General features: G+C 43.1%; 7 protein-coding genes, 6 tRNA genes and 3 rRNA genes. 3 read left to right on the top strand and 13 right to left on the bottom strand.

Features of this window, described 5'->3' with window-relative positions; translation table 11 throughout:
* Positions 1-5: 5 nt before the first annotated feature.
* The 8 genes from sigW to AB9L17_RS24070 form a co-directional block, all read right to left on the bottom strand.
* Entirely contained in the window at positions 6-569 is a 564-nt protein-coding gene (gene sigW / locus AB9L17_RS24035; protein ID WP_068985087.1) for an RNA polymerase sigma factor SigW, read from the bottom strand.
* 133 nt (positions 570-702) lie between these two features.
* Entirely contained in the window at positions 703-1,608 is a 906-nt protein-coding gene (gene rocF / locus AB9L17_RS24040) for an arginase (protein ID WP_068985088.1), read from the bottom strand.
* A 425-nt stretch (positions 1,609-2,033) separates the two neighbouring features.
* A tRNA-Lys gene (locus AB9L17_RS24045) sits at positions 2,034-2,106 on the bottom strand.
* A 14-nt stretch (positions 2,107-2,120) separates the two neighbouring features.
* A tRNA-Gln gene (locus AB9L17_RS24050) sits at positions 2,121-2,195 on the bottom strand.
* A gap of 15 nt (positions 2,196-2,210) precedes the next feature.
* A tRNA-Tyr gene (locus AB9L17_RS24055) sits at positions 2,211-2,294 on the bottom strand.
* Positions 2,295-2,308: 14 nt separating this feature from the next.
* Positions 2,309-2,384, bottom strand: a tRNA-Val gene (locus AB9L17_RS24060).
* A gap of 73 nt (positions 2,385-2,457) precedes the next feature.
* A tRNA-Glu gene (locus tag AB9L17_RS24065) sits at positions 2,458-2,532 on the bottom strand.
* 115 nt (positions 2,533-2,647) lie between these two features.
* Positions 2,648-2,724, bottom strand: a tRNA-Asn gene (locus tag AB9L17_RS24070).
* Positions 2,725-2,992: 268 nt separating this feature from the next.
* Here AB9L17_RS24070 and mbcS point away from each other — a divergent pair.
* Positions 2,993-4,570, top strand: coding sequence for an acyl-CoA synthetase MbcS (gene mbcS, locus AB9L17_RS24075; protein WP_068985089.1), 1,578 nt, complete (start codon positions 2,993-2,995; stop codon positions 4,568-4,570).
* A gap of 103 nt (positions 4,571-4,673) precedes the next feature.
* Here mbcS and rrf read toward each other — a convergent pair.
* From rrf to AB9L17_RS24090, 3 genes are all read right to left on the bottom strand, one after another.
* Positions 4,674-4,789: ribosomal RNA gene (gene rrf / locus AB9L17_RS24080) — 5S ribosomal RNA — on the bottom strand.
* 186 nt (positions 4,790-4,975) lie between these two features.
* Positions 4,976-7,903: ribosomal RNA gene (locus tag AB9L17_RS24085) — 23S ribosomal RNA — on the bottom strand.
* A gap of 306 nt (positions 7,904-8,209) precedes the next feature.
* A 16S ribosomal RNA gene (locus tag AB9L17_RS24090) occupies positions 8,210-9,761 on the bottom strand.
* The 16S, 23S and 5S rRNA genes sit together here, the layout of an rRNA operon.
* A 257-nt stretch (positions 9,762-10,018) precedes the next feature.
* Here AB9L17_RS24090 and AB9L17_RS24095 point away from each other — a divergent pair.
* The gene (locus AB9L17_RS24095; protein ID WP_254660219.1) at positions 10,019-10,678 is read left to right on the top strand and encodes a hypothetical protein; all 660 of its coding nucleotides are present in this window, start codon (positions 10,019-10,021) and stop codon (positions 10,676-10,678) included.
* A 50-nt stretch (positions 10,679-10,728) separates the two neighbouring features.
* Here the strand turns inward: AB9L17_RS24095 and AB9L17_RS24100 are convergent, their stop codons facing one another.
* Positions 10,729-11,403 (bottom strand): KinB-signaling pathway activation protein, encoded by a 675-nt coding sequence (locus AB9L17_RS24100; protein WP_068986522.1) that lies wholly within the window; start codon positions 11,401-11,403, stop codon positions 10,729-10,731.
* A 153-nt stretch (positions 11,404-11,556) separates the two neighbouring features.
* Between AB9L17_RS24100 and gerD the strand changes: the two genes are divergently transcribed.
* A complete protein-coding gene (gene gerD, locus AB9L17_RS24105; protein ID WP_068986523.1) occupies positions 11,557-12,159 on the top strand; it encodes a spore germination lipoprotein GerD in 603 nt (200 codons plus the stop codon).
* A gap of 54 nt (positions 12,160-12,213) precedes the next feature.
* Here the strand turns inward: gerD and AB9L17_RS24110 are convergent, their stop codons facing one another.
* Entirely contained in the window at positions 12,214-13,269 is a 1,056-nt protein-coding gene (locus AB9L17_RS24110; RefSeq protein ID WP_068986524.1) for a P-loop NTPase, read from the bottom strand.
* Positions 13,270-13,294 lie beyond the last annotated feature (25 nt).

Consider the following 13,294-nt stretch of genomic DNA (forward strand, 5'->3'; position numbering starts at 1 on the left):
CCCTCCTACAGATTGTTTAATTGCTTACGTAATGCTTCACGTCCGCGGTGAATTCTCGTTTTCACCGTTCCAAGAGGCATATCTAAAATCTCACTAATTTCCTGCAACGATAATTCTTCAATATATTTCAACACTATAACTGAACGGTATTTATCCGGCAAACATCCAATCTCATATTGAATCCGATCTTGTAATTCCATTTGCTCTACCTGTTCCTCTGGTAGCTGATCATCTGCTGCGATTTGCGAATACATATCAAGCCCTTCTGTACCAGCTACTTCCGCATCTAAATAATAATCCGGCTTTTTCTTCCGGATGCGGTCTATACAGAGATTTGTCGCTATACGATAAAGCCACGTCGAAAATTTTCTTTTCTGATCAAAAGTATGCAAGTTCATATAGGCACGAACAAACGCTTCCTGAGCAATATCCTCAGATTCTTGCTTGTTTGCTAACATCCTATAGCATACTTGGTACAGTTTGTGCTGATAGAGACTCACAATATCGGCAAATGCGTTTTGATCGCCCTTAAGCACTTGTTTTATTTTCTTGTTTACGAACGCATCCATTGTGTTGATTTCTCCACCTTTACAACTGTCTTATACTATACGACCCAACTATAAGAAAAGTTTCATTTTGTTATTAATTATATCAAAAGATTTTTATACATTGTGGCAATAGGCAAATTTTTGTTAAATTTCTTTAAACTAGTGTTTCACCAAATAAAGAACCCATTAATGCAACAGCAACATCTGCTGTTCTATTCTTTTCATCTAAAATCGGATTAACCTCAACAAATTCAGCAGATGTTAGCATACCTGATTCCTGAATCATTTCCATCGCTAAATGACTTTCTCGATACGTAATACCACCAGGTACAGGTGTCCCCACCCCTGGCGTATAAAGTGGATCTAACCCATCTAAATCGAGTGATAAATGCAAACCATCTACATTGCGCTCTCTTAAATAGGCCAGAGCATCTTCCATTACACGCGTCATACCAAGACGATCTATCTCATGCATTGAGTACACCTTGATTCCTTGTTGACGAATCAATTCACGCTCTCCTGGATCTACAGAACGTGCCCCAATAATAATAACGTTTTCCGGTTTAATTTTTGGCGCATAATTACGAATTTGCACTAAGCGTTCATGACCGAGCCCAATGCTAACAGCTAACGGCATACCATGTATATTACCAGACGGTGTCGTTTCAGGAGTATTTAAATCAGCATGTGCATCAAACCAGATAACGCCTAAGTTTTTGTAATGCTCGCCAAGCCCTGCAAGTGTACCAATAGCAATACTATGATCACCACCAAATACAAGTGGAAACTTCTTCTGTTCCAATGCTTCATTTACATTGTTTGCTAAAGATGTACTTACATCAATAACTTCCTCTAAATTTAATAGTTGTTTATCCACAATAGTACCTTCTTGTTTCTGACTAACACGTATATCCCCTTGATCCTGTACCTCATGACCAATTGCCTCTAAGCGTTCTACAACACCTGCGTAGCGAATAGCACTTGGTCCCATATCTACTCCTCTACGTGTTTGCCCATAATCAGTAGGCACACCAATAATAGAAATATTTAATTTATTCATCTTTCCATACCCCCTTTGAGTTGTAAGACTATTGTAAAGCCTACATCTACCTTGGCTCAACTCAACAGTTTTTCGCATATTTATACAACTAAAATCTAGTCTTCATTAAAAGGTTTGTTGTCATGAAAGCATATGGCGCGAAGGAAGGCGAGAAGCTACGGTCGCTTTGTTGTCGTCACAGAGCAAAACTTTCTGGAGGAATAGCCGTGAGATCTCAGACACCGCAGGAGCGAAGTATGAGCAACGAGGAGGCTTTAGACTATGTTTGTAGAAAGCGCTCTCCCGGAGTAGAATGTGCAGTTAAGTACATATTTCGATGAAGAGTCAGAAAAAAAACATAAAAAAAATCTCCTACTGTTTTCAGCAAGAGATTAGTATCTGTAGTTAATGTAACACTTTTGAATAAGTTTTATTCTATAAAAAAGTGAGCCATGAAGGACTCGAACCTTCGACCCTCTGATTAAAAGTCAGATGCTCTACCAACTGAGCTAATGGCTCATAAAAGAAAAAAATGGCTGGGGTACTAGGATTCGAACCTAGGCATGACGGAATCAAAATCCGTTGCCTTACCGCTTGGCTATACCCCAATCATTTATAAAAACTGGTGGAGGGGGACGGATTCGAACCGCCGAACCCTAAGGAGCGGATTTACAGTCCGCCGCGTTTAGCCACTTCGCTACCCCTCCGAAATAACACATTATGGTGGAGGATGACGGGCTCGAACCGCCGACCCTCTGCTTGTAAGGCAGATGCTCTCCCAGCTGAGCTAATCCTCCATAGAAACAGGTGTTTATTTCTTAACAGTTTATATTCTTTTTAAGCCTTCGCATTACTACAAAGCTTTTAAAATGGTGACCCCTACGGGATTCGAACCCGTGTTACCGCCGTGAAAGGGCGGTGTCTTAACCACTTGACCAAGGGGCCATTTTTCAATGTCTCAAACAAGACAATATTTATTCTAACACTATTTGTTTTTTAATGCAACACTTTTTTAAAATTATTTATATGTATAAGATTATCTTAAAAATGAGCAAAAAAATGGCTCCGAAGGCAGGACTCGAACCTGCGACAACCTGATTAACAGTCAGGTGCTACTACCAACTGAGCTACTTCGGAACAATAGTATTCAATTTGGTTTTTAAAACCTCTTAAGTACATTTATTATTATAGCAAGCACACTAAATTATGCAATACTTTTTGTGAAAATTTTTATATTTTTTGTCGAAGCCTTCCTGGACATTAACAAATACCATAATAGTTCTCTATTAAATCTAATATTTCTATCCTATGTATAAAATATTCTTGCTGTATATTATTGTAATTGTTAAAATGAGAATAGTTTTATGAATTTTCTATTAAATTTGTTTGGGGGAGGAATGTTCACATGGTAACAAACGATTTAATTGCACCAGAATTTTATAATATTACAGAGGAGTTAGAGAAATTTTCCCAGGATAATGACCGTCAAGCAATACGATGGCTAAATACTCAACAAGAGCGCCAGACAATTTCCTATGTTGAGCTTGTACAAAAAATGAATCAATACGCGCATGCCTTTACGAAGAAGGGGCTTCAAAAGGGAGATCGCGTATTAGTTATTATTCCACGTTTGCCTGAGGCTTACTTTGTCTTCCTTGGCTGCCTAAAAGCTGGTATTGTTCCTATTTCATGTTCAGAAATGTTACGTGCTAGTGATTTAGAGTATCGTATGGAGCACTCTTCTGCAAGTGCCGTAATTGCCTATGAAGCGTTCATTGGTGAGGTTGATCGTATTACTTCTTCAGTAGAGGCTTTAAATAATAAATTGATTATAGGTTCTGCTATAGGTGATTGGACATCTTTAAATGAATTGGCTAGTACACAGCCAGATACATTTACGGCAGCTGCTACTAAACGAGATGATATGGCATTCCTTTCTTATACGTCTGGTACAACTGGCAAACCAAAAGGAGCTGTTCATTCTCATGGTTGGGGATATGCACATATTAGAACAGCCGCGTCTCAATGGCTTTGTGTACGCGAAGGTGATTTAGTATGGGCTACAGCAGCTCCAGGATGGCAAAAATGGATTTGGAGTCCATTTTTATCCACAATTATGTTGGGCGCAACTGCATTTGTATATCACGGAGGATTTGATCCAAAAACATACCTTCAGCTAATTCAAGATGAAAAGGTCAATGTATTATGCTGTACTCCAACGGAATATCGAATTATGGCGAAGCTTGATAATTTAAAAGACTATAATCTATCTTCTCTACGTAGTGCAGTTTCTGCTGGTGAGCCATTAAATCGACCAGTCATCGAAACATTTAAGAACAACTTTGATCTTAAAGTGCGCGATGGCTATGGCCAAACGGAAAACACTTTATTAATCGGCACACTTGAAAACACTGAGTTACGTCCGGGGTCAATGGGTGTTCCTACCCCAGGCAATATTGTCCGTATTATAGATCATGAAGGCAACGAGGTACCGATTGGAGAGGTTGGAGATATCGCAATACACAAATCATCTCCTGCTCTATTTAAAGAGTACTATCGCGAACCTGAACGCACACAAGCTGCCTTCCGTGGCGATTGGTATATTACTGGTGACCAAGCAAAATGTGATGAAGACGGTTACTTCTGGTTTGAAGGTCGAGGAGATGACATTATTATTTCATCAGGCTATACAATTGGTCCATTCGAGGTAGAGGATGCTTTAAATAAACATGAAGCTGTACAAGAATGTGCTGTTGTTGCAGCACCAGATGAAATTAGAGGACATATTGTTAAAGCCTTCGTCATCTTACGAGAAGGGTTCAGAGATCGAGATGAAGAGGAGTTAACAAAAGAGCTACAGGAGCACGTTAAAGCATTAACAGCTCCTTATAAATATCCTCGTAGTATTGTCTTTATCGATGAACTACCAAAAACAACTTCGGGCAAGATTCGTCGTATAGAGTTACGAGCAGCAACTGTATAAAATAATAAAGGAGACATTTCACCAATTACTCGGTTGAAATGTCTCCTTCTACTTTTGAACATAAAAAAAGCCACTACTGATTTTATCAGCAGCGACTTTTTGCGCCTAGCGACGTCCTACTCTCACAGGGGGAAGCCCCCAACTACCATCGGCGCTAAAGAGCTTAACTTCCGTGTTCGGTATGGGAACGGGTGTGACCTCTTTGCCATCATCACTAGACTATTGTCGGCTTCCAATATACGTCGTATTTCTTCGTCAGCTTCTGTCGCTCAGTCAGTCACGTACTTGAGTACGCTCCTTCCCTCTCTCCATCGCTTCCTCGAACTACTCGTATCTTGAAACCCTTATATGAAAGGTTTTGTTCTTTCAAAACTGGATAAACGTGCATTGAATGTTTCAAACATTTTGGTTAAGTCCTCGATCGATTAGTATTCGTCAGCTCCATGTGTCACCACACTTCCACCTCGAACCTATCTACCTCATCGTCTTTGAGGGATCTTACTTACTTGCGTAATGGGAAATCTCATCTTGAGGGGGGCTTCATGCTTAGATGCTTTCAGCACTTATCCCGTCCACACATAGCTACCCAGCGATGCCTTTGGCAAGACAACTGGTACACCAGCGGTGTGTCCATCCCGGTCCTCTCGTACTAAGGACAGCTCCTCTCAAATTTCCTACGCCCACGACGGATAGGGACCGAACTGTCTCACGACGTTCTGAACCCAGCTCGCGTACCGCTTTAATGGGCGAACAGCCCAACCCTTGGGACCGACTACAGCCCCAGGATGCGATGAGCCGACATCGAGGTGCCAAACCTCCCCGTCGATGTGGACTCTTGGGGGAGATAAGCCTGTTATCCCCGGGGTAGCTTTTATCCGTTGAGCGATGGCCCTTCCATGCGGAACCACCGGATCACTAAGCCCGTCTTTCGACCCTGCTCGACTTGTAGGTCTCGCAGTCAAGCTCCCTTGTGCCTTTACACTCTACGAATGATTTCCAACCATTCTGAGGGAACCTTTGGGCGCCTCCGTTACCTTTTAGGAGGCGACCGCCCCAGTCAAACTGTCCGCCTGACACTGTCTCCTGCCCCGCTAAGGGGCATGGGTTAGAATTTCAATACAACCAGGGTAGTATCCCACCGACGCCTCCTTCGAAGCTGGCGCTCCGAGATCTCTGGCTCCTACCTATCCTGTACAAGTTGTACCAAAATTCAATATCAGGCTACAGTAAAGCTCCACGGGGTCTTTCCGTCCTGTCGCGGGTAACCTGCATCTTCACAGGTACTATAATTTCACCGAGTCTCTCGTTGAGACAGTGCCCAGATCGTTACGCCTTTCGTGCGGGTCGGAACTTACCCGACAAGGAATTTCGCTACCTTAGGACCGTTATAGTTACGGCCGCCGTTTACTGGGGCTTCAATTCGCAGCTTCGCTTGCGCTAACCACTCCTCTTAACCTTCCAGCACCGGGCAGGCGTCAGCCCCTATACGTCACCTTACGGTTTTGCAGAGACCTGTGTTTTTGCTAAACAGTCGCCTGGGCCTATTCACTGCGGCTCTCATGCGCTTGCACGCTCAAGAGCACCCCTTCTCCCGAAGTTACGGGGTCATTTTGCCGAGTTCCTTAACGAGAGTTCTCTCGCACACCTTAGGATTCTCTCCTCGACTACCTGTGTCGGTTTGCGGTACGGGCACCTCTCACCTCGATAGAGGCTTTTCTTGGCAGTGTGAAATCAGGAACTTCGTCCATACGGACTCGCCATCACAGCTCAACGTTACAGTGTGCGGATTTGCCTACACACACGCCTTACTGCTTGGACGCGCACAACCAACGGCGCGCTTGCCCTATCCTACTGCGTCCCCCCATTTCTCAAACGGTGAGGAGGTGGTACAGGAATATCAACCTGTTGTCCATCGCCTACGCCTATCGGCCTCGGCTTAGGTCCCGACTAACCCTGAGCGGACGAGCCTTCCTCAGGAAACCTTAGTCATACGGTGGACGGGATTCTCACCCGTCTTTCGCTACTCATACCGGCATTCTCACTTCTAAGCGCTCCACCAGTCCTTCCGATCTGACTTCAACGCACTTAGAACGCTCTCCTACCACTGACATCGTAGATGTCAATCCACAGCTTCGGTGAATCGTTTAGCCCCGATACATTTTCGGCGCAGCGTCACTCGACCAGTGAGCTATTACGCACTCTTTAAATGATGGCTGCTTCTAAGCCAACATCCTGGTTGTCTGTGCAACGCCACATCCTTTTCCACTTAACGATTACTTTGGGACCTTAGCTGGTGGTCTGGGCTGTTTCCCTTTTGACTACGGATCTTATCACTCGCAGTCTGACTCCCGTGTATAAATATCTGGCATTCGGAGTTTGTCTGAATTCGGTAAACCGGGATGGCCCCCTAGTCCAAACAGTGCTCTACCTCCAGTATTCTCATCACGAGGCTAGCCCTAAAGCTATTTCGGAGAGAACCAGCTATCTCCAAGTTCGATTGGAATTTCTCCGCTACCCACACCTCATCCCCGCACTTTTCAACGTGCGTGGGTTCGGGCCTCCAGTAAGTGTTACCTCACCTTCACCCTGGACATGGGTAGATCACCTGGTTTCGGGTCTACGACCACGTACTAATTCGCCCTATTCAGACTCGCTTTCGCTGCGGCTCCGCCTTCTAAAGCTTAACCTCGCACGTAATCGTAACTCGCCGGTTCATTCTACAAAAGGCACGCTATCACCCATTAACGGGCTCTAACTACTTGTAGGCACACGGTTTCAGGATCTCTTTCACTCCCCTTCCGGGGTGCTTTTCACCTTTCCCTCACGGTACTGGTTCACTATCGGTCACTAGGTAGTATTTAGCCTTGGGAGATGGTCCTCCCGGATTCCGACGGAATTTCACGTGTTCCCCCGTACTCAGGATCCACTCAGGAGAGAACGAACTTTCGACTACAGGGCTTTTACCTGCTCTGGCGGACCTTTCCAAGTCGCTTCATCTAACTCGCTCTTTTGTAACTCCGTATTGAGTGTCCTACAACCCCAAGAGGCAAGCCTCTTGGTTTGGGCTCTTCCCGTTTCGCTCGCCGCTACTCAGGGAATCGATTTTTCTTTCTCTTCCTCCAGGTACTTAGATGTTTCAGTTCCCTGGGTCTGCCTTCAAGACGCTATGTATTCACGTCAAGATACTACGCGATTAAACGTAGTGGGTTCCCCCATTCGGAAATCTCCGGATCAAAGCTCACTTACAGCTCCCCGAAGCATATCGGTGTTAGTGCCGTCCTTCTTCGGCTCCTAGTGCCAAGGCATTCGCCGTGCGCCCTTAATAACTTAACCTACAGCTTTCAATACACATCGTATTTCGTCGTCAGCTTCACTCGTTCAGTCAGTCACGTACATAGGTACGCTCCTTCCTTCTCTCGTTTGCTTCCTAGAACTACTCGTGTCTTGAAACCTTCTTAAATTATTAAGCCTATAAAAAAAACTTAAAAAATAAATGTGTTTGTTACAATTTCAATGTCGTTTTATCCAGTTTTCAAAGAACAAGTTTTGAAGTATTTCATTCAGAAGAATGAACCTTCAAAACTGAACGCAAAACGTAATCTTACAAACCCTAGGTTTGTATTCCGAAAATATCCTTAGAAAGGAGGTGATCCAGCCGCACCTTCCGATACGGCTACCTTGTTACGACTTCACCCCAATCATCTATCCCACCTTCGGCGGCTGGCTCCAAAAGGTTACCCCACCGACTTCGGGTGTTACAAACTCTCGTGGTGTGACGGGCGGTGTGTACAAGGCCCGGGAACGTATTCACCGCGGCATGCTGATCCGCGATTACTAGCGATTCCGGCTTCATGTAGGCGAGTTGCAGCCTACAATCCGAACTGAGAACGACTTTATCGGATTAGCTCCCTCTCGCGAGTTGGCAACCGTTTGTATCGTCCATTGTAGCACGTGTGTAGCCCAGGTCATAAGGGGCATGATGATTTGACGTCATCCCCACCTTCCTCCGGTTTGTCACCGGCAGTCACCTTAGAGTGCCCAACTAAATGATGGCAACTAAGATCAAGGGTTGCGCTCGTTGCGGGACTTAACCCAACATCTCACGACACGAGCTGACGACAACCATGCACCACCTGTCACCGTTGTCCCCGAAGGGAAAACCATATCTCTACAGTGGTCAACGGGATGTCAAGACCTGGTAAGGTTCTTCGCGTTGCTTCGAATTAAACCACATGCTCCACCGCTTGTGCGGGCCCCCGTCAATTCCTTTGAGTTTCAGTCTTGCGACCGTACTCCCCAGGCGGAGTGCTTAATGCGTTAGCTGCAGCACTAAGGGGCGGAAACCCCCTAACACTTAGCACTCATCGTTTACGGCGTGGACTACCAGGGTATCTAATCCTGTTTGCTCCCCACGCTTTCGCGCCTCAGCGTCAGTTACAGACCAGAAAGTCGCCTTCGCCACTGGTGTTCCTCCAAATCTCTACGCATTTCACCGCTACACTTGGAATTCCACTTTCCTCTTCTGCACTCAAGTCCCCCAGTTTCCAATGACCCTCCACGGTTGAGCCGTGGGCTTTCACATCAGACTTAAAGGACCGCCTGCGCGCGCTTTACGCCCAATAATTCCGGACAACGCTTGCCACCTACGTATTACCGCGGCTGCTGGCACGTAGTTAGCCGTGGCTTTCTAATAAGGTACCGTCAAGGCACAGCCAGTTACTACTGTACTTGTTCTTCCCTTACAACAGAGTTTTACGATCCGAAAACCTTCTTCACTCACGCGGCGTTGCTCCATCAGGCTTTCGCCCATTGTGGAAGATTCCCTACTGCTGCCTCCCGTAGGAGTCTGGGCCGTGTCTCAGTCCCAGTGTGGCCGATCACCCTCTCAGGTCGGCTACGCATCGTCGCCTTGGTGAGCCGTTACCTCACCAACTAGCTAATGCGCCGCGGGCCCATCTTATAGCGACAGCCGAAACCGTCTTTCAGTATTTCACCATGAAGTAAAATAGATTATTCGGTATTAGCCCCGGTTTCCCGGAGTTATCCCAAACTATAAGGTAGGTTGCCCACGTGTTACTCACCCGTCCGCCGCTAACGTCGAAGGAGCAAGCTCCTTCTCTGTTCGCTCGACTTGCATGTATTAGGCACGCCGCCAGCGTTCGTCCTGAGCCAGGATCAAACTCTCCATAAAAAGAAATTTGATTAGCTCAAATTGTTTTGCTGGCATCATGTTTGATGTCCAAAATTTTGTTTTGTTCACTAACTCAAGGTTAGTTACTAAAAACTTTATTGATTACGTTTTGCTTGTTCAGTTTTCAAGGTTCATTTTTTCGTTTAATGCGTCACCTCTTGGCGACTTATACATAATAACATCGATTATTCATGAAAGTCAACACTAAATCATAAGTTTTTTTAAGAACTTTATTTTTATCTAGAAACGAGGTCGTTATGATGTTTCGTAAAACGTTGATTTCACTGCTTTTTATTGTAATACTCTTTGTCTTTATAAAGCCGATAAATTCTACTATGATTTCTGTATTTAACATCGCTGATGCTCCAGCAGTTGTAACAAAAGGATATTATGGTACATCACTTATTGTCGAAATTTCTTTTTCTGATGAAACTCTGTTGGACTGGCTTAAAACTGTAAAAGCACCTTATCCGCTTCTCTTGTTAGATGCTGCTTGGATTGAACGTTCACCCGAACACATAAAAATTATTCAAGAGAGAAAACTACCTATAGGATTATTAGGACCTGAGGATTCAGTGGATAAACCCATTGATCTTGCCGTCGTGCAAAAAGATATTGATATTTACGAAAAACACATGAAAGAAACACCGCTTTGGTTTGCAACTCGAAACCATCAATATTCTCAGGGTTTACAAAAAAACTTATTTCAACAGCAGATGAATATACTTTCTCCCTCTCTAATCTGGAAAGGGGAAAAAACACCAAAAATACAAAAGGGAGATTTTGTTTTTATTTCTTTACACCAAAATAATCAAATCTCGTTTAAAGAGCTTAACACATTTCTACAACAAAATAAATTTATGTCGGTTGAGGAAAATATATTTGGCTATAAAGTGCAAACTAAAAAATCACCATAACAAAAAAGTTGCCACCTACGTTTTCTAGGGGCAACTTTTTCTTTAAATTATTATGCATTTTTTGCTTGTTCAAGACGTGCTTTACGGCGTGCTTCTAATTTTTGACGATCCTCATCGGATTTCGCATTATATTTTGGTAATACTAATAATTGATAAGCATTTACCGCGAGTAGTGGAAATAGTAATAATGCAACATACTCGTTAATATTTTCATCGCGACCCATTAATGCAATTGTCCATTCCAATGTTGTAACGACAACCATAAAAAATAAAGCTGAAATGAAAACATGTTTTTTTCCTGTTAATTTTACTTTTTGAACGGCTGTTGCTACGGCTCCGAATATTAATACAATTAACAAGCCAATATAGAACACCCAACTTTGCCCATCCTTGACGCCAGGTACAAAACGGAAGAAAATAATATCGAAAATAGTAATAGCAATTAATAACAGCTGTACCCAATTCCATAATGTAAGTGTTCTGAAAATATTAACTCCCACTTGATGGAGCGTTAAATACGCAAAAAAGCCTGCCTGTGCAATAACACTCATTGTAAATCCTAAGAAGACCATCCATAAAAGTCCGGCCAAAAATTCACCCCATTGACCATTTGCCGCATATGGTTGGAAGAATTCCCATCGAATAAATAAACTGCAAATTCCGTTGACTGCGCCACCAACGAGCATCGCAAAGAAGAAAAACTTTGCCCAATTTCGTATCGTCACAACTAAAAGTCCCCCAATTTCTCAATGTATATCTGTATTCATTTTAACAATGCATCGTTAAAAAAGCTATTTCTCATCCTAACCAATACATAAAGTCATCGTAAATGTGAACAATAATTGAAAGAGTCTATCTATAGAAAGGACTGATTATTAATGCGAAAATTTACCTTATTGCTATTTCTAATACTTTTTCTTTCTGCCTGTTCACAAGAGAAAACCTCTACCATGTCCTATGATGAAATAAAAAAAATAATGATCGACTCTTTACAAACCGAGGATGGTAAAAAGGCGTTGCGGCAGCTTTTAGAGGACCCCAGTTTCCGTGAATTATTGGTTTTGGAACATGAAGAAGTGAAGAAGGCTACCGAGGAAACCTTGCTTTCCCCGAAAGCAGAAGAATTTTGGAAGAAAACATTTGAAGATCCAAAATTTAAGGAAACCGTAGCTAAAAGTATGCAAAAGCAGCAGCAAGATATTATGAAGGAATTAATGAAAGACCCTGCTTTCCAAAAGGATATGGAGGCATTCTTTGGTCAGCCAGATATGCAAAAACAGTTAGAGACTATTTTAAAATCCTCCAACATGAGGAAACAAGTGGAGGAAATTGTGAAAGAAACGATAGAAAGTCCACTTATGCAAGCAAAATGGCAGGAGCTTATTAAGAAGAGCGGCGGTGAAGCTGGGAAAGCTGAAGGCAGTGGAAAAAAAGCAGCTGGCGGTGAAGGTACAAACAAAGAAGGAAAGAGCACTCAGTAACCCCTTATATGTAAAAAACGGATTTCCTCTATTGTTTGAGGAAATCCGTTTTCATTATTTATTTAATTTATTAATGATTTTCGTCGCGATGTCTAAATAAATTTGTCCTGTTGTGTGTTTTTCAGCATAAACAGAAGGTGCAAAATCTGCATCTGACCAGTCAGGTTGACCAAGAGGAATTTGGCCAAGTAGCTCTGAACGTAGCTCTTCTGCTAATTTCGGACCTCCCCCTTGACCGAAAACGAATTCACGTTCACCAGATTTCGATTCATACCATGCCATATTTTCAACAACACCTAAAATTTCATGGTCTGTTTGTAGAGCCATTGCACCTGCACGAGCTGCTACGAACGCTGCCGTTGGATGTGGTGTTGTTACGACAATTTCTTTAGATGAAGGAAGCATCTGGTGAATATCTAATGCAACGTCACCTGTACCTGGTGGTAAATCCAATAGTAGATAATCTAGCTCGCCCCATTCTACATCACGGAAGAACTGATCTAACACTTTACCTAACATTGGTCCACGCCATACAATCGGTGCGTTATTTTCAACAAAGAAGCCCATTGAAATCATTTTCACTCCAAGGCGATCAACAGGGAAAATTCGATTATTTACCACTTTTGGCATATCTGTAACACCCATCATATCAGGTACACTGAATCCGTAAATATCAGCATCAATCAAGCCAACCTTCTTACCTAGACGAGCTAATGCAACAGCTAAGTTAACTGATACTGTAGATTTCCCTACACCGCCTTTACCAGAGGCAATTGAAATAACTTGTACCGTGCTAAGCGGAGATAAAATATCTTGTGCCTCAGCCTCAGTTGCAACTCCACGGAAGCTTTGAAGTTTTTCTGCAGACATCTCTTCGAAACGAATACCAACTGTATCAGCACCCGCTTCTTTCAAAATTTCAACAATTTTCATTTGGAACTGTAATTGTTCAGGTGTATTTGTTTTTGCAATCGCAATTTTTACACTGACATGATTTTTCTCTTCTTTTATTGCTACATTTGTAATACCGTCTGTTTCTGCAAGTGATTTATGTAAAAATGGATCTTGTAGTTGTCCTAATATTTCATGTACTTGTTGTTCAGTTATCACGACGAACACTCCCCTTATATTATCT

This window comes from Lysinibacillus sp. RS11 (genome assembly GCF_042019215.1).
GTDB lineage: Bacteria > Bacillota > Bacilli > Bacillales_A > Planococcaceae > Lysinibacillus > Lysinibacillus xylanilyticus_A.

Bases quoted from the DNA above. Each gene is read 5' to 3' on its own strand.
- gerD (WP_068986523.1), top strand. From the start codon at position 11,557: ATGCGAAAATTTACCTTATTGCTATTTCTAATACTTTTTCTTTCTGCC.
- AB9L17_RS24095 (WP_254660219.1), top strand. From the start codon at position 10,019: ATGATGTTTCGTAAAACGTTGATTTCACTGCTTTTTATTGTAATACTC.
- mbcS (WP_068985089.1), top strand. From the start codon at position 2,993: ATGGTAACAAACGATTTAATTGCACCAGAATTTTATAATATTACAGAG.
- sigW (WP_068985087.1), bottom strand. From the start codon at position 569: ATGGATGCGTTCGTAAACAAGAAAATAAAACAAGTGCTTAAGGGCGAT.
- rocF (WP_068985088.1), bottom strand. From the start codon at position 1,608: ATGAATAAATTAAATATTTCTATTATTGGTGTGCCTACTGATTATGGG.